The sequence below is a fragment of the Streptomyces sp. H39-C1 genome (assembly GCF_027158125.1).
Lineage (GTDB): Bacteria > Actinomycetota > Actinomycetes > Streptomycetales > Streptomycetaceae > Actinacidiphila > Actinacidiphila fildesensis.
The window spans coordinates 1-17,335 of sequence record NZ_JAPVLS010000038.1; the positions used below are offsets into that span (position 1 = coordinate 1).

The following is a 17,335-nucleotide window of genomic DNA, read 5'->3' on the forward strand; positions in this document are numbered from 1 at the left end:
ACCTTGGGGGCGACGTCCACCTGGATGAAGCCTGCGAGCAGGGAGCGCCGGTCCGACGCGAGGCTACGGCCGTAGCTCTCGATCAGCCGGCGGAACTCCTCCTCCAGGGCGCTGCGTTCGATGTCGGGGAGCAGATCGTCGAGCGACACGAGCAGCGGCGGGTCCGCGACGATCCGGGTCTGCCCGTCCACCACCTCGGTGAGTTTGTCGAACGCCTGCAGACTGTCCCGGGTCCTGGCCTTCGCCAGCGCTCGCGCCACGCCCTTGCGGCCGCGCTTGGCCAGCTGTTCGGCCGCCACTTCCTGGAGACGATCCGCGTCGATCTTCGTGTACCACACGGCGAGATGGCCCATGCCCGCGAACCGGGTCATCGACTCCCGGTAGGACCGTACGGTCGCCCGCACGATGTCGGCCCGCTCCGCGTCCGCGAAGCCGTTGGCCCGGCCCGCGATGACGAGGCTGGCAGCCAGTCGCTTGACATCCCATTCCCAGGGACCGGGCAGCGTCTCGTCGAAGTCGTTGATGTCGAAGAGCAGGCGGCGTTCCGGCGAGGCGAGCAGGCGGAAGTTCAGCAGATGTGCGTCTCCGCACAGTTGGGTCCTGATTCCCGAGTCCGGGGTGGTGGCGAGGTCGGCGGCCATGATCGCGGCGGCGCCGCGGTAGAAGCGGAATGGCGACTCGATCATCCGCCCGTAGCGGATCGGCACGAGTTCGGGCACCCGTGTGGCCGACTGGCTCTCGAGGATGCCCAGCGGATCGGGCCGGCTCGCCTGCGGCGAGAACTCGGCATGACTCGAACGGGGCACGTCACGACGGGCCGCCCTGCCGCGAGCCGCTCGTTCCGCAGGCGTCGCCTCAGGTAGGGGGCGGATCATCGCGGCGGGGCGCTTGGTCATCGAATACCTCCTGTATGCACTCACATCGGATCATCGCGGACATGACCGCTTCCGGCATCATCTGAGCGCTACCGCTGCTCCGCGCGGGCGTGCCGGGCGCCGACCTTCCGCCAGATCGCCCGCTGGCAGCGGAGCGTGGCGGTGCCCACCACGATCAGCACCACGATGTTGACCAGTAGTTGGACGAGCGATCCCCAGGCGTTGCTCCAGCTGGTGAACGCCACCGAAACGCTGATGTCCGCGGCGGCCGGGATCGTCGTGACCGAGATGAACACGCCGAGCAGGGCACTCGTCCTCGCCTCGGTCAGCGAGACGATGCCGACGATCCCGGCAAGGGCCGCCACGGCGAACGAGAAGAAGTTGGGCGTGTTGATCAGGTTGGAGACGGGCCGCAGCCCCGCGGTGAAGGCCTGCGACTGCAGGTCGAAGGCACGGATGAGGAGGCTGAAGAGGAAGGTGATGAGGACAGTCAGCAGGAAGCCCACGAACAGGGCGAGCAGGCCCTTCCGGACCCTCCCCCGGTCGCCCCGGTCGATGCCCAGCGCGATACTCACGATGGCGCCGTACTCGGGACCCACGACCATGGCCGCGACGATCAGGATCTGGGAGTTGGTGACGATCCCGACCGAACCGATGAGTCCCGCGATGACCAGATAGAGATAAAAGCTCGGCGCATACCTCCCCTCGGCCCAGATCCGTGCCTCGACCTGCTCCCAGACCGGCGAGCGGGTCAGTGGCCCGAGCTTTTGCGCTCCGGCGTCGGTCGCCCGTCCCGAGAAGGCGATGTCCACCGGTTCGATGACGATCGAGCCCCGGCGGTCCACCTGCAGCGCACGCAGACCGTGCAGAACCTCGTTCGCCCCTCCCGTGAGCACGTCACAGGCGATCGCGTCACCGTCCGGGTTTCGCGCGGCGCCGGTCTGCACGATCAGGTTGAGGACGCAAGGGTCGCCGGCGAGCAGGTCGACCACCTCGCTCGTGAGGTCCGGCGGGCTCACCGCGCGCACATGGATCATGTCCATCCTGAACCTCCACGCGCTCCGGCACCCGTCCGTGTCCGCTCGGCCGGGAGCCGGGCCGTCGAAAATCATGGGTCGGACGGTCCTTCCAGTAACACCGCAGGCACGGCGTTCCGCAATCCGGAGCACGTGGCGCCAGGAGCGCGTCGGAGCACGTCAGAGCAGGTCGGAAGCGGTGGTGGAATCCCCAGAGGCGCGCCTGCGGCGCCTGTCGGACAGTGGATCAGGTAGTGATATGTCGGAGATTGGATTCTCATGGACCGCTACCCCCCCATAGCCGAGCACGGACTGGTGGGCGATCTGCAGACCGCCGCTCTGGTTTCCTCGCAGGGCGTCGTCGACTGGTTCGCCGCCCCACGCTTCGACTCCCCCAGCGTCTTCGCCGCGCTGCTCGACCACGACCGCGGCGGATACTTCCGGGTGACGGCCAGCAACCCGGATGCATCGTGCAAGCAGTTGTACTACCCCGAGACCGCCATCCTGGTGACCCGTTTCATGTCCCCCGACGGCGTCGGTGAGGTGATCGACTGGATGCCGCCCAACCGCAGCCGCACCCCGAGCGACCGCCACACGCTGATACGGGCCGTACGCACGGTTCGGGGGACGGTCCGGTTCGACATGGAGTGCCGGCCACGGTTCGACTACGCCCGGGCCGCCCACCAACTGGACCTGGTTCCCGACGGCGCCACCTTCCGGGCACCGGGCGTCACCGCATACCTCCAGAGCACCGTCCCGCTCGAGCGGGACGGCGAGGACGTGCGCGGCTCGATCACCCTGAACGTCGGCCAGCAGGCGGTGGCCGTGTTCACCGTCTGTGACGGCGACGGCGACGGGCAGCTCCCGCCGCCGCCCACCGTCGACGGGATCACCCAACAGCTGTGGGATGCCGCCGACTTCTGGCAGAGGTGGGTGCGGGGCTCCAACTACCGGGGACGCTGGCCCGACATGGTCAACCGCTCCGCCATCACCCTCAAGCTGCTCACCTACGCCCCCACCGGCGCACCCGTCGCCGCAGCCACCATGGGCCTGCCCGAACAGGTCGGCGGCGAACGGAACTGGGACTACCGCTACACCTGGGTCCGTGATGGCTCACTCTCCATCCGGGCCTGAACTGGCTGGCCGACTCCTGGGACCGGCCCGACGAGGGCATCTGGGAGACCCGCGGCGGGCGCCAGGACTTCACGTACAGCCGGGTGATGTGCTGGGCCGCCTTCGACCGCGGCCTGCGCCTGGCGGCCGAGTTCAGCCGGCCTGCCGACACCGACCGCTGGACCAACGCCCGCGACGCCATCCTCGAGCAGGTCATGGCCCGCGGCTGGAGCGAGAAGGAACAGGCCTACGTGCAGCACTACGGCGGGGACGATGTCCTGGACGCCTCGCTGCTGCTGATGCCCCGGGTCGGATTCATCGCCCCCCGGGACCCGTCCTGGCTCTCCACCCTGGACGCCATGGACCGCACGCTGGTCTCCGACAGCCTGGTCTACCGCTACGACCCGGCCGCCTCCCCCGACGGCCTGCGCGGCTCCGAAGGCACCTTCAGCCTCTGCACCTTCCTCTACGTGGACGCACTTGCCCGGGCGGGACGGCTGCGGCCCGCGCGGTACACGTTCGAGAAGATGCACACCTACGCCAACCACGTCGGCCTCTTCGCCGAGGAGGTGGGACCGAGCGGCGAACAACTGGGCAACTTCCCGCAGGCGTTCACCCATCTGTCGCTCATCACGGCGGCCTGCACCCTGGACGAGGCACTCGACAAGCAGCGCGGCTGAGATGGCACGGGGAGCGATGCGGATGGCCGGAAAGGACACGTCCGAGCGTCAACCACGCCAGAGCCTCGATGAGTTCGGGGCCCTGTACGAACAGCTGCGCAGGCGGGCCGCCGGCGCGGGCGGCGGGCGGGGTGCCCTGGCCACCCTGACACCGGACACGGTGCGCGCGGCCGCGGCGGAGGTCCGCTCGGGCCGCACCGTCACGCTCGCCTCTCCTGTGGAGACGGAGCCCACGCCGGACAACCCGCGCCCGGCCGGTCACCGGCTGACCAGCCCGCCCGAGGCGGCGGCCGACGGCACCGGACTCCACTTCGCCACCGACCACTTCAGCATGGATGTGCACGGCGACGCCGACAGTCATCTCGACGCCCTGTGCCACGTCGTCTACAACGGCACCCTGCACGGCGGCGTCCCCGCGGCCACCGTCACCGCCGACGGCGCCACGGCCCTCTCGGTCGAACTGGCCAGAAACGGAATCGTCGGCCGGGGCGTGCTGCTCGACATCCCGCGGCTGCGCGAGGTCCCCTGGCTCGAACCGGGCGACCATGTCAGCGCCGACGACCTCGTCGCCGCCGAGCGCTCCCAACGGGTACGGGTCGGGGAAGGGGACCTGCTCCTCGTGCGGGTCGGCCACCGCCGGCGGCGCAACGAGGCCGGGCCGTGGGACGCAGCGCACACCCGGGCCGGACTGCATCCGACCGCCATGCAGTTCCTCGCCGAACGCCAGGTGGCGGCCCTGGGCAGCGACAGCAACAACGACACCGCCCCGAGCCCTACGGACGGCGTGGCGTTCCCGGTGCACGTGCTGGGCATCCACGCCCTCGGCCTCCACCTCCTCGACTACCTCCAGTTCGAGGACCTGGTGCCGCTCTGCGAACAGGAGGGCCGATGGTCGTTCCTCTGCGTGGTTGCGCCACTGCGGCTACCGGCGGCCACCGGCTCCCCCGTCAACCCCATCGCCATTCTCTGACCAGCAGACGGTTGGGCACGCGCCCGCTCGAACGATCCACGACCCCGAGGTGGTCGACATGGCTGACAACGAACACTATGACGTCATCATCATCGGCACCGGAGCGGGCGGCGGAACCCTCGCTCACCGGCTCGCCCCCACCGGCAAGCGCATCCTGATCCTGGAACGCGGCGGCTACCTTCCCCGGGAACGGGACAACTGGGAGTCGACGGCGGTCTTCGTCAAGGGCAAGTACCGGGCCCCGGAGTTCTGGTACGACAAGCACGGTGACACGTTCCCACCCGAGGTCAACTACTACGTCGGAGGCAACACCAAGTTCTACGGCGCCGCGTTGTTCCGTCTGCGCCCCGAGGACTTCGGCGAGCTGCGCCATCACGGCGGAATCTCCCCCGCGTGGCCCATCCGCTACGAGGACCTGGAGCCCTATTACACGCAGGCCGAGCACCTCTACCTCGTGCACGGCCGGCACGGCGAGGACCCCGGTGAGGGCGAGGTCAGCGCCCAGTACACCTACCCGGCGGTGCGGCACGAGCCGCGGATCCAACAACTCAGCGACGACCTGGAGGAGCACGGGCTGCACCCGTTCCATCTGCCCATCGGCGTGAACCTCACTCAGGACGAGCACGGCCGCGCGACCCACGAGAGTGTGTGCATCCGCTGCAACCGGGTGGACGGCTTCCCCTGTCTGGTGCGTGGCCTGCCTGTCTCCCGTCGTCGGCCGTGCATCCGGTACCAAGAATGGAGACTCCCCGGCGACGTCCTGTCCTGAGCGCGCGGCGCGCGCGGCCCGCCCGATGGGCGCAGTGATATCGCTCCGACGGGCCAACGCGGGGCGCGTCCGGACCGCAGGCACCTGGATCACCCCTTCGGGAGCCATCCGGGTGCGTCTCTCCGGCCCCATGGCGCCCATGACATCCCACCGCGCCACCGCCGTGCATGATCTCCGCAGTGGGGTTTGTCCAGACCCGGGAGGGGCACTGTGGTCGGATCAGGACCAGCACCGGCGATCGTCGTGGTCATGGGTGTCGCCGCGTCGGGCAAGACCACCGTCGGGCGGTTGCTCGCCCAGCGTCTCGATGTGCCCTTCGTGGAAGGTGACGACTTCCACCCCGCGGCGAACATCGCCAAGATGACCGCGGGGCAAGCACTCGACGATGAGGACCGCGAACCGTGGCTGCGGAGCCTGACCCGCTGCATCCGGGAAACCTCCGGTGCCCACCAGGGTGGGGTCATCTCCTGCTCGGCCCTCAAGCGGGAGTACCGGGACCTGCTCCGTGCGGCCGGGCCGGGCGTCTGGTTCCTCTACCTGGCCCTTGACGAGGAGACGGCCCACACCCGGATCGCACACCGGACCGGGCATTTCATGACCGCCCGACTCCTGGACTCCCAATACGACGCGCTGGAACCACTGCGGGCCGACGAGCCCGGACTCACCGTCGATGCGACCGCCGGGATCGACATGATCATCGGCCCGGTCCAGGCCGCCGTCGCCCGCTTCGAGGCCGGCGAACCGGGATGACCGCCCCCGGTCCCCGGACTCGGCCCGAAGGGAAGCGAAGCGATGGACTCGTTGCCGTCCTTCACCGTGACGGCCCCCGCAACGGTCAGTCGCCGTGCCAGGATCGCCACAGCGCCGCGTAGCCGCCGTCCGCCGCGACGAGTGCGTCATGGGTGCCGAGTTCGGTCAGGACGCCGGACTCGATGACGGCGATGCGGTCCGCGTCGTGGGCCGTCTGGAGACGGTGGGCGATGGCGATGACCGTGCGGCCCTGGAGGGCGGCGGCAAGGGCACGCTCGGTCAGGCGTGCCGCGGCCGGATCCAGCAGGGCGGTCGCCTCGTCGAGGATCACGGTGTGCGGGTCGGCGAGGATCACCCGGGCCAGGGAGAGCTGCTGTGCTTGTGCCTCGTCCAGCCGGTGGGCGCCACCACTGAGATCGGTGTCCAGACCGGACGGCAGATCGTCGATCCAGTCGGCATGCACCGCCTCCAGCGCGGCTCGCAACTGGAGGTCCGTAGCGGACGGGCGCGCGATGACCAGGTTGTTCCGCAGGGTGTCACGGAAGACGTGGTGTTCCTGGGTGATCAGGGCGATCTGGCGGCGCATCCGGTCCGGTGGGAGGTCGGCGACAGGGACGCCGCCGACCGAGACACGGCCGCTGCCGGGCCGGTCGACGCCTGCCAGGAGCCGGCCGAGGGTGGACTTTCCCGCACCGGAGGGTCCGACGATGGCGAGCCGTTCGCCGGGCTGGACGTCGAGATCGATGCCGTGCAGGACGTCGCCCAGGTTCGGGTACGCGTAGGTGACGGCGACGGTCTCGATGCGGTCGCCGGCCGGCTCGGCCGTCGTCGGGGTCGGGCCCGCCGGGACGGCGGCCAGGCCCTCCACCCGCGCGTACGACGCCATGCTGCTCTGCAGCTGTTCGACCGAGAGCAGGACGGTGTCCAGCGGTCCCATGAGCTGGCGCAGGTAGACGGCCGCCGCGACCACCTCGCCGAGGTCGGCCGCGCCGTGGTTGTAGAGCGTGCCACCGACCAGGAGCACGCCGACGACCGGCAGCGTGTAGGAGATGTCCACGGAAGGGAAGAACACCGAACGCAGCCACAGCGTATGCAGCCTGGCGCCTCTGGCCTTCGTGATGGCCGCCTCGGCGACGTGCAGCCGCTGCTGCTGCAGCCGCAGCGCCTCGACCGTGCGGGCGCCGCCGGCGGTCGTGGCCAGCATTTCCGCGAGTTCGGAATTGGCCGTGCCCTCTGCGAGATAGCCGGTGCGCGCCCTGCGGAGGTACCAGCGCGTGACGACGACGATGACGGCCAGGCAGGACAGTCCGCAGACGCCCAGCAGCGGGTCGAGGACGAGTACCGCGCCGATGATGAACAGCGCCTGTGTCGTGGCGATGAGCACCTCGGGTGCGGTGGTGCGCAGCGCGGTGGCGACGGCGTCGACGTCCGTGGTGCCGCGTACGGCCAGGTCGCCGGTGGGTGTGTGCTCGACGACGGTCGGGGGCAGCGCGAGAGCGCGGGCCAGGAACCGCTCGCGGATACGGGCCGCGGCTCGCTCGCCGAACCGGGCGGCGAGCAGCAGTGCGGAGCGCGACAGCAGGATCTGGACCAGCACGGCGGCGACGATGACGAGGGCGGTCCGGTCCACGGTGCCGACGCTGTCCGGGCCGGTCGATGCCTTGACCGTGTTGACGATGGTGCCCAGCAGCCAGGGACCGACCAGTCCGGCAGCCGCGGCGAGAGCGTTGAGGGCGAGGATTCCCGCGAACGCCGCCTTTTCCACGGCTATGTCGCTGCCTGCGGTGCGACGGACGTGCCTGGTGTCGGCGACGGGGAGCGGACCGGTCATCGGGACACTTCCTCTTCCTCTTCGGCGCCCCGGGAGACCAACGCGCGATAGTCGGCCCGGGCGTGCAGGAGGTGCTGATGGGTGCCGGTCGCCTCGACCTGGCCCCCCACGAGATAGACGACCGTGTCCGCCAGCTCCAGGACCAGCGGCGAGGTGCTGGTCACCACGGTGGTCAGGCCGGTACGGGCCGCGCGCAGCCCGGCGGCCATCGCGGCCTCGGTGTGCGCGTCGACGGCGGAGGTCGGCTCGACGGCGAGCAGGACCTCGGGCCGCGCGTACAGGGCCCGGGCCAGCCGCAGCCGCTGGCGCTGGCCACCGGAGAGGTTGGCGCCCTGCGCGGTGATCACGGAGTCCAGTCCTTCGGGCATCGCTTGGACGATGTCGGTGGCGGCGGCGCTGCCGATCGCGGCCAGGATCGCCTCGTGGTCGATCGCCTGCCCGCCGGCGACCACCTCGCGAACGGTCCCGCTGAAGAGATGGGCATCGTTGTCGGCGACCAGGACGCGCTCCCGGAACTGGTCCGGAGCCATCGCATCGACACGGTGGCCGTCCCATGCGGCGTCCGAGGGGGTGAACCGGCCGAGCCGTTCCACCACGGCGGGCGCGTCGGCCGGCCGGTCACCGATCAACGCGATCAGCGCGCCGGGAGGCACCTGGACGCCGGAGGCGGGATCGTGCAGGACAGCGGGCCCCGGCGGGGCATCGAGCCGGCCCGTGTCGTGGAGGTGACCGGGCCGCAGGCCCAGGAAGTCGATCACCCGCCGGGCGGCCACCAGGCCCCGGGCGACGTCGGAGCCGCCTTCGATGAAGGCGTAGACCGGCGTGACGAGCATGGCGGTGTACCCGTACACCGCCACGAGGTCGCCGACGGCGAGCGAACCCTCGGCCGCCATCCGCGCGGTCAGCCACGTGACCAGCGCGAGGAACAGTGCCGGCAGACCGATGGCCAGCGCGCCGATCCAGCTGGTCACGGCGCCCACCCGGTAGCCCTGTTCGCGCAGCTCCCGGGACCGGTGCCCGTAGCGGGACGCGTAGACGTCCTTGCCACCGAGACCGTTCAGGACCCGCAACCCCGTCACCACGTCGACGAGCAGTTCGGTCAGCGCACCCTGCCGCTGCCGGTATTCGGATCCGACACCCAGCAGCCGCCGCTGCAACGGTCCGACGGTGACGGCGAGCAGCGGCACTCCCGCCAGCACCACCACGGCCAGCAGCGGTGAGATCGACAGCAGCAGGGCCGCGACGACGAGATAGGCGAGAACGGCCCCCACCCCCGGCCCCATCACGGTCAGGGACATGGCGATCACCTGCACGTCTCCCATCCCGATGGCGACGACCTCACCGGCACCGGCCTGACTCCGCAAGCCGGCGCCGAGCGATGTGGCCTGCCGTACGGTCGCTCGGACGGTGCGGAACGACGCGTCCATGCGGACCTTCGTCATCGTCCGGTGGCGGAGGATGCCCACGACCGCGTTGACCACTCCCATGACGAACAACGCCGCGGTCCAGCCGAGCAGCGCGGAGCTGTCCTGTGCCCGCAGCCCGTCGTCGATCGCGCGGGACAGCAGGTAGGGCGGAACGGCCAGCCCGACCATCCACAGGCTGCCCAGCAACGCCCCGGTGGCGACCCGCCGCCGCTGGCTGGTCACCAGCCACAGCAGGAACCGCAGAGGGCTCCGGATGTCCTTCGGAGCAGGCGGGTGAAAGGTGTCGGCCATGCCCGCACCCTAGCCACCAGCAGGTCGGCGCCCGGCAGCCAGGGGGACGTTACCGCCGCGACGGCACACGATCTCCCATCGCCGGTGCATCCCGGATGACGCAGCCACCGATCCACACTATTGAACACGTTCAAATTAGCTGTAGGCTGCGGCCATGAGCGAACGAAGCACCGCCCTACGGCAGATACGCGCCTGGCTCGTCCTGTTCATCGTTTGTCTCGCGCTCAGCGGATTGACGGCCTTTCCACTGGTCCACGAACTGCGCTGGGCCGACAGCCTGCTGGGGTCCACCGCTCTCGGGGACTGGTTCCCCGGGCTCACCCGCTGGATCACCCGCGTCCGCACCGGACTCGACACGGCCGACGCCGACTACCCGTTCCTGCTGTACGGAACCGACTGGCTGGCCTTCGCCCACCTGGTCATCGCCGTGGCGTTCTACGGGCCCTACCGCGACCCCGTACGGAACATCTGGGTCGTCGAGTTCGGAATGATCGCCTGCGCCGGGATCATCCCGCTGGCCCTGATCTGCGGACCCGTGCGCGGCATTCCCCTCTGGTGGTCGGTCATCGACATGTCGTTCGGCGCCTTCGGAGTCATCCCGCTGTACGTCGTGCGCAGAAAGATCCAACGCCTCGCGGCACTGGACGACGCGGCCGGCCCCCGGCCTGCGGCGGTGGCGCAGCCCGCACAGTAGAGGCCAGCGCCCTGGCCTGATCTCCCGCCCCAAGGCCAGGGCTTCGTGCCCGGGGGCAATACCTGCGGCGATGACGCCGACCGCGATGGTCAGCCCTGGGGCGGAGTCACCGGCAACTGCCTTTTGTGTTCGGTCCCTTGGTACCTGCCCACGATCGAAGCGAAGGCACGCTCGCTCACCGGCTTGCCCTCCAGGAAGTCGTCGATCTCGTCGTACGTCACCCCGAGCGCGTCCTCATCCGCCTTGCCCTCGTCGAGCGTCTCCAGGTCCGCCGTCGGCACCTTCCACACCAGCGAGGCGGGCGCCCCGAGCGCCTCCCCGACGGCCCGCACCCGGCGCTTGATGAGCCCGGCAAGGGGCAGTACGTCCGCCGCGCCGTCCCCGAACTTGGTGAAGAACCCGGAGACCGCCTCGGCCGCGTGATCGGTCCCCACGACCAGCCCTTCATGCGCCCCCGCAACCGCGTACTGGGCGATCATCCGCTGCCGGGCCTTGATGTTGCCGTGCACGAAGTCCTGGTGCCGCTCGTCGCGGAAGGCGACCCCACCGGCCAGACAGGCCTCCAGCGCGGCATCGCTCGCTGCCTTGACGTTGACGGTCAGGACCTGGTCGGCCCGGATGAAGTCGAGGGCGAGCTGAGCGTCCTGCTCATCGGCCTGGACGCCGTACGGCAGCCGCATGGCGTAGAAGGTCGCGTCGTGCCCGGCCCGACGGGCCCGCTCCACGGCCAGCTGGCACAACCGCCCCGCCGTGGTGGAATCCACCCCGCCGCTGATGCCGAGCACCAAGGACCGCAGTCCGGTGGTCGTCAGCCGCTCGGCCAGGAACGCCACCCGGCGCTCGATCTCCACCTCCGCATCGAAGATCGCGGCGACGTGAAGATCCCGGGCGATCTCCTGCTGCAGGCCTATGGGCGCGGGAACGGTCACGACTACTCCTCGGGGTCGGTTCGGGGTGCAGATTCTATGCTGGCTGCCTGCTGCCACCTCCCGCGGACTGCGGCTGGCAGCAGGTAGCAAGGCCGACGGCCTCGTCGCGGCGCGGCCCGGCAGCTTCGCCCCACGCCGCCGTAGACCGGCAACGAGAGCTGGTGGCTGCGGTCCTGACGGTCCATACGCTCGGGCCCCGACGCCGCTGAGCGGCGGACCTGTAAGATCATTTACTCAGCGGTGCCGGACGCCTCACCCGCTCCGTCCCGCGCCGTGCACGTCTGAGCGGGTGGTAACACAGAGGGATCAGAACATGAAGCGCGTCATACGCGGCCTCGGAGCCGCTGCCGTCACCGCCGTCTTCGCCGGGGGTCTGCTCGTCGCCCTGCCGGGCGCGGCGAGCGCCAACGACTACGGGTACACCTGTAAGAACTGGAAGGACACCAGCCACAGCTGGAGCGCCGACTGCCACGTGACGCGCGGCAAGGCCCGTACGGTGACCGAGTGCGCCAACGGCAAGACCTACTACGGCAAGTGGGTCGGCAGCGGGTACTGGAAGTTCGATGGCGAGTGCGGCAAGTACGCACTGATGGCCACCGACATCCAGTGGAAGAAGTAGTTCCCCGATGTCCTGCCCCGTCGCAGCCCTCCAGGGCCGCGGCGGGGCGTTCTCACCCTCTTTTCCGCACGCCCGGGAAGCAGCCACCGGAAAGCGGCCCAAGAGGCTGCGATCACGATCGGGATGCCCGTCAGGAATCCGTGCGGCGCTTGCCTTCCTCGAAGAACCCCTGGATCGCGTCGGCGTTGCCGAGTTCCCGCAGCGCGCGTGCGGCGCCGAAAGGGGCGTTCCAGAACTTGCCTTCGCGCGGCCGGTGCGGCCCGACGTAGGCGTAGGGCTCCGGCAGGTGGTCGTCACCGGGTGAGACCCCGTAGTTCACCTCGTCGAGAGTGATGGCGAGGTCGAAGTGTTCGGGCCAGAGCACCGGTTCGGTCTCGGGTGCGAAACCGCGCAACGCCTCGTCCCCGGCGGCGAACGCGCGGAGGATCTCGGCTCCGGCTTCCGGATCGACCGTGATCACCTCGTCCGGCTTCACCCCGGACCCGTCCGGATAGAGCCCCTCCGGAGCGCCGGCCTCGATCCCCGCCGCTTCCGCGAGCGCCGCGTAGGTCTGGCCCGACAGCGCGATGCGGGCCGTTCCGCTGACGAGGTCGCCGCCCTCGACACGCAACGCCGGTTCGCCGATCGTGCCGAAACCGCCGCCGACGATCCGCAGCCGGATGCGGCCGATCTCCCGGTGCTGCGGCCCGGCCAGTACCAGCTCGGCGATGCCGTGCAGGGATCGCCTGGTCAGAGCCACTGCGTCAGCAGTCATGCCGCCTCCTCGGGTTCATCGCTACCCGCGAGTGTCGCAGGCGGCCCGGGTCGCGGCACTGCGCGACACCCGGCATGGCCGGGCTACGACCGCTGACGGCATCGGAATGACTCCGCTAGCGGGTGGCGAGCCGCTCCAGGAGGGTGGCGCTCCGTGCCAGCAACGTCTGCTCCTCATCCGTGAGTTCGGCCTCGATGGCCTGCGCGAGCCAACCGACCCTGCGGCCGCGCTCCGCTTCGAGCGCGGCCCGGCCCGCGTCCGACAGCTCGACCAGCGACTTGCGGCCGTCCGTGGGGTGCGCCCGGCGGGTGATCAGATCCTGCTCCATGAGCAGCCCCACCGAACGGGCCATCGACTGGGGACGTACACGCTGATCGGCGGCGAGGTCGCTGGTGGTCATGGCGCCGTCGCGGTCGAGTGCGCCGAGCACGGCGACCTGACCCAGCGGGATGCGGTCCTCGTGCTTGACGCGTCGGGTGAGCTTCCCCATCGCGGTGCGCAGTTCTGCGGCGATGGCGGCGGCTTCCGAGGTGGGCATAGGGCACTTTACCCCGTTGGGCAGCATTGCTGTGCACCTGACCTGCACAGCAATGCTGTACAGCAAAACTGGGCAGCATTGCTGTATGGTTTGGCGTTGTCGGGCTCAGCGCCAGCGCTGTCGCAGCCGGGGCCACGGCACACGACAACGGGAAGGACCTCCCATGTCCGCACAGGCATCCGGGACCGTCAACGCCGCCATCGAGACCGTCACCGCCCGCCGGATCATCGACAGCCGGGGCAACCCCACGGTCGAGGTCGACGTCGTCCTGGCGGACGGGTCCCTGGGGCGCGCGGCGGTCCCCTCCGGCGCCTCCACCGGTGCCCGGGAGGCCGTGGAACTGCGCGACGGAGACCCCGCGCGCTGGCACGGCAAGGGCGTCGACCGCGCGGTGGCCCACGTCAACGGGGAGATCGCGGCGACCGTGCGCGGCCGGGACGCGGCGGACCAGGCGGGTCTCGACGCCGCGCTGGTCGCCCTCGACGGCACCGCCCCGAAGTCCCGGCTCGGCGCCAACGCGATCCTCGGCGTCTCCCTCGCCGCCGCCAAGGCCGCCGCGGCGGCTCACCGCCGGCCCCTGTACCGCTACCTCGGCGGTGCCGGCGCTCACCTCCTGCCGCTGCCGATGATGAACATCGTCAACGGCGGCGCCCACGCCGACAATCCGCTGGATTTCCAGGAGTTCATGATCGCGCCCGTGGGCGCGGAAACCTTCGCCGAAGCGGTCCGCATGGGCAGCGAGATCTTCCACACCCTGCGCCGTGATCTGCTGGCCGCCGGGCACTCCACGGGCGTCGGCGACGAGGGTGGCTTCGCACCCGCGCTGCGTACCGCTGAGGAGGCGCTCGACTTCGTGATGACCGCCATCGAGCGCACCGGCTACCGCCCCGGCACGGACATCGGCCTGATCATGGACCCGGCGTCGTCGGAGTTCTTCCGCGACGGGGTGTACGACTACGCGGGCGAGGGAGTGCGCCGAACCCCCTCCGAGAACGCCGACTACCTGGCCAAGCTCATCGACGCCTACCCGATCGTCTCCGTCGAGGACCCGATGGCGGAGAACGACCTGGACGGCTGGCGGGAGCTGACCGCCCGCGTCGGCGACCGCTGCCAGCTCACCGGTGACGACGTGTTCTGCACCAACGAGACACTGCTGCGCGAGGGCATCCGCACCGGCGTGGGCAACTCGGTCCTGGTCAAGGTCAATCAGATCGGGACCCTGACCGAAGCGCTGGCCACGGTGGCCACGGCCCACCAGGCGGGCTGGACGGTCGTCATGTCGCACCGCTCGGGCGAGACGGAGGACACCACCATCGCGGACCTGGCGGTGGCGACCGGCTGCGGTCAGATCAAGACCGGCTCGCTCTCCCGCTCCGACCGCACGGCGAAGTACAACCAACTGATCCGGATCGAAGAGGAGTTGGGCGACTCGGCGCGCTTCGCGGGCCGCTCCGCACTGCGTCGGGCATGAACAGCAGGCAGCGGTAGGGACCACGCGGGCCCCCGAGCAGGATCGGGGGCCCGCTCGCGAGACCGGACAGACACGTCTTCCTGACTGCTGGTTCGCCGCCGCTCCCATCCGCTCGGTGAGGTGATCGGCGGGGAGCGCTCAGGGGCCGGGCGTGGAACCACCGGTGAGCAGCAGCAGCGCGGTGACGAGGTCGTCGGAGGCCGAGCCGGTGGCCAGACGGCGCAGTTGGAGGCCGACGACGAGTGCGACGACGGGGCCGGCCAGGCGTTCGGGGTCCGGTACGCCGAGGCCGCCGAGGATGGAGGCGGCCAGCTGGTCGTAGGCGGTGAAGCATTCTGCGGCCGCCGGGCGCAGCTGGGGGTCACGGCCGGCGTGGATGTAGAGCTCGAAGGGGGCGATGTGCTCGCTGTCGAAGGCGGTGTCCGCGGACACCTGGCCGACGATGGTGGCGGCCTGTTCGGCGGTGACGCAGTCGGTGATGTGACGTGCGGCGAGGTCGGTGAAGCGGCGGGTCTCCTGGTCGACGAAGGAGCGCAGGCTCTCGCGCAGCAGGTCGTGCTGGGTGGCGAAGTGGTACGTGATCGAGCCGAGGGAGACGCCCGCCTCCTTGGCGATGCGGCGGTTGGTGACCGCGGCGACGCCGTCCTGACCGATGATCCGCAGCGTGGCCTCGACGATGCGTTCACGCGTCGGGGTGGGATTCGGCATGTGCTCATCGTCCCATGGCCGGCCCGTTGGTCAGGCCATCCGCCGCGGTGTCGCCGCTGGAGGGAAGGTGCGGGGGGTTCGGCCGGGCGCCGGGAGGAGCGGGCCAGCGCTCGTACCATCGCTGGTCGTCCTCTTGACAGGGAAATCACCGGCGCAGCCGAAAGCGGTGGGCTCGCCCGCCACGTCGGTGTCGTCCTTGACGGCGATCGGGACACCGAGCAGGGGCAGACGGTGCCCGGCGGCGAGGCGGCGGTCGGCCGCGTCGGCTTCCGCCAGAGCAGCGGTGGCGCGTACCCGGCGGAACGCGTTCACGGTCGGCTGGGTCGCCTCGATGCGTGCGAGAGACTCTTCGACGAGGACCCGGGACGAGATGTGCCCGCCGTGCAGGGCCGCGCTCTGCGCCGCCAGGCCCGTGCGTGCGGAATCGGCCATCGTTGGGCCCCTTCATCCTCTCCTACTGTTCGTTCGAACGAACAGTAGGAGAGGATGGCCCCCATGGACATCAACGGATCGACTGTTCTCCTCACCGGCGCCGGCGGCGGCATCGGCCATGCCCTGGCGAAGGCTCTGGCCGCCAAGGGCGCCCATCTGGTGATCACCGGCCGGCGCGCCGAATCGCTCAAGGGCCTCGAAGCGTCCCTGGGCGCACGGGTGCTGGTCGCGGATCTCAGCGACCGCGACGCGGTCGTGCGGCTGGCCGAGGAGGCAGGTCCCGTGGACATCCTGGTCGCCAACGCCGCGCTGCCCGCCAGTGGCGCCCTGCTCGACTTCACCCCAGCGGAGATCGACCGGTCCTTGGAGGTGAACCTGCGCGCACCCCTGATGCTCTCCCGGCTGCTGGCGCCGCACATGGTGGCAGCCGGCCGCGGTCACCTCCTGATGATCGGCTCGATCTCGGGACGGACCTCGTCCCCCGCCACCTCGCTCTACAGCGCCGCGAAGTTCGGACTGCGCGGATTCGCCCATGCCCTGCGGCAGGACCTGCACGCCACGGGCGTCGGCGTGTCCATCGTGCAGCCGGGATTCGTCCGCGGCGCGGGGATGTTCGCCGACACCGGTGCCACACCGCCCGCCGGGGTTCGTACCGTCACGCCCGAACGCGTGGCGGCGGGTGCTGTCAGTGCGCTCGAACGTGACAGGGCCGAGGTGAACGTCGCGCCGGTCGAACTGCGGCTGGGCAGCGCCATCGGCAGCCTCTTCCCCTCACTCGGCGCCGCCGTCCAGCGCAGGGCGGCGCTCGAGTCCTTCATCGGGCAGATCACCCAGGCCCAGCGCCACAAACGCTGAGACGCGCCGCCCACACGAAAGTTCACCGCGGCCGATGAGTTCGGTGGGGCGGTGCCGTCTACCTCCGTGAAAGCACAACGGGTGCTTCCCGCAAAGGAGATCACGATGTCCCAGGCAGCCCTGCCCACCACGACCGCCACCGCCGCCACTGACACGTCCCGCACCGCCGCCGCTCCGGGCCGCAAGGCCCGCATCGCGCTTCGTACGCTGCAGGTCGTGCTCGCGTTGTTCTTCATCGTCGCGAGCGGGCTGCCCAAGCTGTTCGCGGCGAGCGCCGCCGCGGAGAGCTTCGACAAAATCGGCTTCGGCGACTGGTACATGTACTTCGTCGGCAGCCTTGAGGTGGCCGGCGGGATCGCCCTGCTGATCCCGGTTCTGTCCGGCATTGCCGCGACCGCCTTCATCGGCCTGATGATCGGTGCGTTCATCACCAACGTGACGGCGCTGGACGGCCACTACGCGGCCACACCACTGATCCTGATCATCCCCTTCGCCCTCATCGCCTGGGCCCGCCGCCACCACAACGCGGAACTGCTCCAGTTGGTCCGCCACCGGGCGTGAACACCCCGGCACGCAACCGCTCCAGCAGCCGGCGCCCGCCGGGGCCACGCCC

At 70.4% G+C, this 17,335-nt stretch carries 15 protein-coding genes and 3 pseudogenes; 9 read left to right on the forward strand and 9 right to left on the reverse strand.

Annotated elements, in window-relative coordinates; all coding sequences use genetic code 11:
- The coding region (locus tag O3W51_RS24220) for a DUF2252 family protein (protein ID WP_269287331.1) at positions 1 to 896 on the reverse strand (896 nt) is incomplete at its 3' end.
- 68 nt (positions 897 to 964) lie between these two features.
- Complete coding sequence (locus O3W51_RS24225; protein ID WP_138351762.1) at positions 965 to 1,918, reverse strand: DUF389 domain-containing protein; 954 nt, start codon at positions 1,916 to 1,918, stop codon at positions 965 to 967.
- Positions 1,919 to 2,170: 252 nt separating this feature from the next.
- Here O3W51_RS24225 and O3W51_RS24230 point away from each other — a divergent pair.
- The 4 genes and pseudogenes from O3W51_RS24230 (at position 2,171) to O3W51_RS24245 (ending at position 6,173) form a co-directional block, all read left to right on the forward strand.
- A pseudogene (locus O3W51_RS24230) lies at positions 2,171 to 3,684 on the forward strand (glycoside hydrolase family 15 protein).
- A gap of 22 nt (positions 3,685 to 3,706) precedes the next feature.
- The gene (locus O3W51_RS24235) at positions 3,707 to 4,654 is read left to right on the forward strand and encodes a cyclase family protein (protein ID WP_138351763.1); all 948 of its coding nucleotides are present in this window, start codon (positions 3,707 to 3,709) and stop codon (positions 4,652 to 4,654) included.
- Between the two features lie 58 nt (positions 4,655 to 4,712).
- Positions 4,713 to 5,351: pseudogene (locus O3W51_RS24240) on the forward strand (dehydrogenase); the annotation flags it as partial.
- 321 nt (positions 5,352 to 5,672) lie between these two features.
- Positions 5,673 to 6,173 carry a gluconokinase gene (locus O3W51_RS24245; RefSeq protein WP_138351764.1) on the forward strand — a complete coding sequence of 167 codons (501 nt, stop codon included), beginning with the start codon at positions 5,673 to 5,675 and terminating at the stop codon, positions 6,171 to 6,173.
- Between the two features lie 85 nt (positions 6,174 to 6,258).
- Here the strand turns inward: O3W51_RS24245 and O3W51_RS24250 are convergent, their stop codons facing one another.
- Complete coding sequence (locus O3W51_RS24250) at positions 6,259 to 8,004, reverse strand: ABC transporter ATP-binding protein (RefSeq protein WP_138351765.1); 1,746 nt, start codon at positions 8,002 to 8,004, stop codon at positions 6,259 to 6,261.
- Positions 8,001 to 9,722, reverse strand: a complete 1,722-nt coding sequence (locus O3W51_RS24255) for an ABC transporter ATP-binding protein (protein ID WP_138351766.1) — start codon at positions 9,720 to 9,722, stop codon at positions 8,001 to 8,003. The genes O3W51_RS24250 and O3W51_RS24255 overlap by 4 nt, the downstream gene beginning before the upstream one ends.
- A 154-nt stretch (positions 9,723 to 9,876) precedes the next feature.
- Here O3W51_RS24255 and O3W51_RS24260 point away from each other — a divergent pair, with 154 nt between their 5' ends.
- Positions 9,877 to 10,416 carry a hypothetical protein gene (locus O3W51_RS24260; RefSeq protein WP_138351767.1) on the forward strand — a complete coding sequence of 180 codons (540 nt, stop codon included), beginning with the start codon at positions 9,877 to 9,879 and terminating at the stop codon, positions 10,414 to 10,416.
- 89 nt (positions 10,417 to 10,505) lie between these two features.
- On the opposite strand, the gene nadE is transcribed toward O3W51_RS24260, so the two are convergent.
- The gene (gene nadE, locus O3W51_RS24265; RefSeq protein ID WP_138351768.1) at positions 10,506 to 11,345 is read right to left on the reverse strand and encodes an ammonia-dependent NAD(+) synthetase; all 840 of its coding nucleotides are present in this window, start codon (positions 11,343 to 11,345) and stop codon (positions 10,506 to 10,508) included.
- Positions 11,346 to 11,658: 313 nt separating this feature from the next.
- Between nadE and O3W51_RS24270 the strand changes: the two genes are divergently transcribed.
- Positions 11,659 to 11,964 carry a hypothetical protein gene (locus O3W51_RS24270; RefSeq protein ID WP_138351769.1) on the forward strand — a complete coding sequence of 102 codons (306 nt, stop codon included), beginning with the start codon at positions 11,659 to 11,661 and terminating at the stop codon, positions 11,962 to 11,964.
- Positions 11,965 to 12,094: 130 nt separating this feature from the next.
- Here the strand turns inward: O3W51_RS24270 and O3W51_RS24275 are convergent, their stop codons facing one another.
- Positions 12,095 to 12,718, reverse strand: a complete 624-nt coding sequence (locus O3W51_RS24275; RefSeq protein WP_138351770.1) for a hypothetical protein — start codon at positions 12,716 to 12,718, stop codon at positions 12,095 to 12,097.
- A 115-nt stretch (positions 12,719 to 12,833) separates the two neighbouring features.
- Entirely contained in the window at positions 12,834 to 13,256 is a 423-nt protein-coding gene (locus tag O3W51_RS24280; RefSeq protein WP_138351771.1) for a MarR family winged helix-turn-helix transcriptional regulator, read from the reverse strand.
- Between the two features lie 163 nt (positions 13,257 to 13,419).
- On the opposite strand from O3W51_RS24280, the gene eno reads away from it, so the two are divergent.
- Positions 13,420 to 14,727 carry a phosphopyruvate hydratase gene (gene eno, locus O3W51_RS24285; RefSeq protein WP_269287332.1) on the forward strand — a complete coding sequence of 436 codons (1,308 nt, stop codon included), beginning with the start codon at positions 13,420 to 13,422 and terminating at the stop codon, positions 14,725 to 14,727.
- A gap of 138 nt (positions 14,728 to 14,865) precedes the next feature.
- On the opposite strand, the gene O3W51_RS24290 is transcribed toward eno, so the two are convergent.
- Positions 14,866 to 15,435 (reverse strand): TetR/AcrR family transcriptional regulator, encoded by a 570-nt coding sequence (locus tag O3W51_RS24290; RefSeq protein ID WP_138351773.1) that lies wholly within the window; start codon positions 15,433 to 15,435, stop codon positions 14,866 to 14,868.
- 128 nt (positions 15,436 to 15,563) lie between these two features.
- Positions 15,564 to 15,867 (reverse strand): annotated as a pseudogene (locus O3W51_RS24295) (amidase family protein); the annotation flags it as partial.
- Positions 15,868 to 15,930: 63 nt separating this feature from the next.
- On the opposite strand from O3W51_RS24295, the gene O3W51_RS24300 reads away from it, so the two are divergent.
- Together O3W51_RS24300 and O3W51_RS24305 are read left to right on the forward strand one after the other, a co-directional pair.
- Positions 15,931 to 16,722, forward strand: coding sequence for an SDR family NAD(P)-dependent oxidoreductase (locus O3W51_RS24300; RefSeq protein ID WP_138351775.1), 792 nt, complete (start codon positions 15,931 to 15,933; stop codon positions 16,720 to 16,722).
- Between the two features lie 105 nt (positions 16,723 to 16,827).
- Positions 16,828 to 17,283: a DoxX family protein gene (locus O3W51_RS24305; RefSeq protein WP_138351776.1), complete on the forward strand. Its 456-nt coding sequence runs from the start codon at positions 16,828 to 16,830 to the stop codon at positions 17,281 to 17,283.
- Positions 17,284 to 17,335: the final 52 nt, after the last annotated feature.